The organism is Peptococcaceae bacterium 1198_IL3148 (genome assembly GCA_036763105.1).
Lineage (GTDB): Bacteria > Bacillota > Desulfotomaculia > Desulfotomaculales > Desulfohalotomaculaceae > JBAIYS01.
The window spans coordinates 1-864 of record JBAIYS010000037.1 but is presented as its reverse complement, the minus strand read 5'-3'; the positions used below and the strand labels follow the sequence as shown (position 1 = coordinate 864).

The 864-nt window shown below is 47.6% G+C and carries 1 rRNA gene; it reads right to left on the bottom strand.

Features of this window, described 5'->3' with window-relative positions:
• Positions 1 to 411: 411 nt before the first annotated feature.
• Positions 412 to 864 (bottom strand): 16S ribosomal RNA (locus V6C27_14765); the annotation flags it as partial.

Sequence of the window (864 nt, the reverse complement as noted above, 5' to 3'; positions counted from 1 at the left end):
TAGGCATCCGCCATGTGCCCTTTCTATCTTGACCTTTTTCGGTGAAATTGTAAGTTCTACCTAAATTTTTGTTTAACTTACAACCTCTTTTGGCTTTTCTTTCTCGCTGTGCAGTTTTCAAGGAACAGTTCGTGTGGGATCGATAAATCGAACCCCTACACTAATTGTATTTTTTTCATGCAAACTGCTTCATGCAACGCTTTTTGTAGGGGCTCAATTCATTGAGCCCGCCAAGTAACGTTTGCACATGGCGAAACAGTTTAGTCTAACAAACAACGTTTGTTAGTGGGCGCGATAAATCGAGCCCCTACATGAATGAGGTAATTAAATTGAATTTAATCCCTCAAAACTAAACAGTGTTAAGAGATGGATGATCGACCAGAGTTCTCGTTTTAACGAGGTACTCCTTAGAAAGGAGGTGATCCAGCCGCACCTTCCGATACGGCTACCTTGTTACGACTTCACCCCAATCATCAACCCCACCTTCGACGGCTACCTCCTTGCGGTTGGTCCACCGGCTTCGGGTGTTGTCAACTTTCGTGGTGTGACGGGCGGTGTGTACAAGACCCGGGAACGTATTCACCGCAGTATGCTGACCTGCGATTACTAGCGATTCCGACTTCATGTAGGCGAGTTGCAGCCTACAATCCGAACTGAGACCTGCTTTTTGGGGTTTGCTTCACCTCGCGGCTTCGCTTCCCTCTGTACAGGCCATTGTAGCACGTGTGTGGCCCAAAACATAAGGGGCATGATGATTTGACGTCATCCCCACCTTCCTCCGTTTTGTCAACGGCAGTTCTGCTAGAGTGCCCACCTTAAATGCTGGCAACTAACAGTAGGGGTTGCGCTCGTTGCGGGACTTAA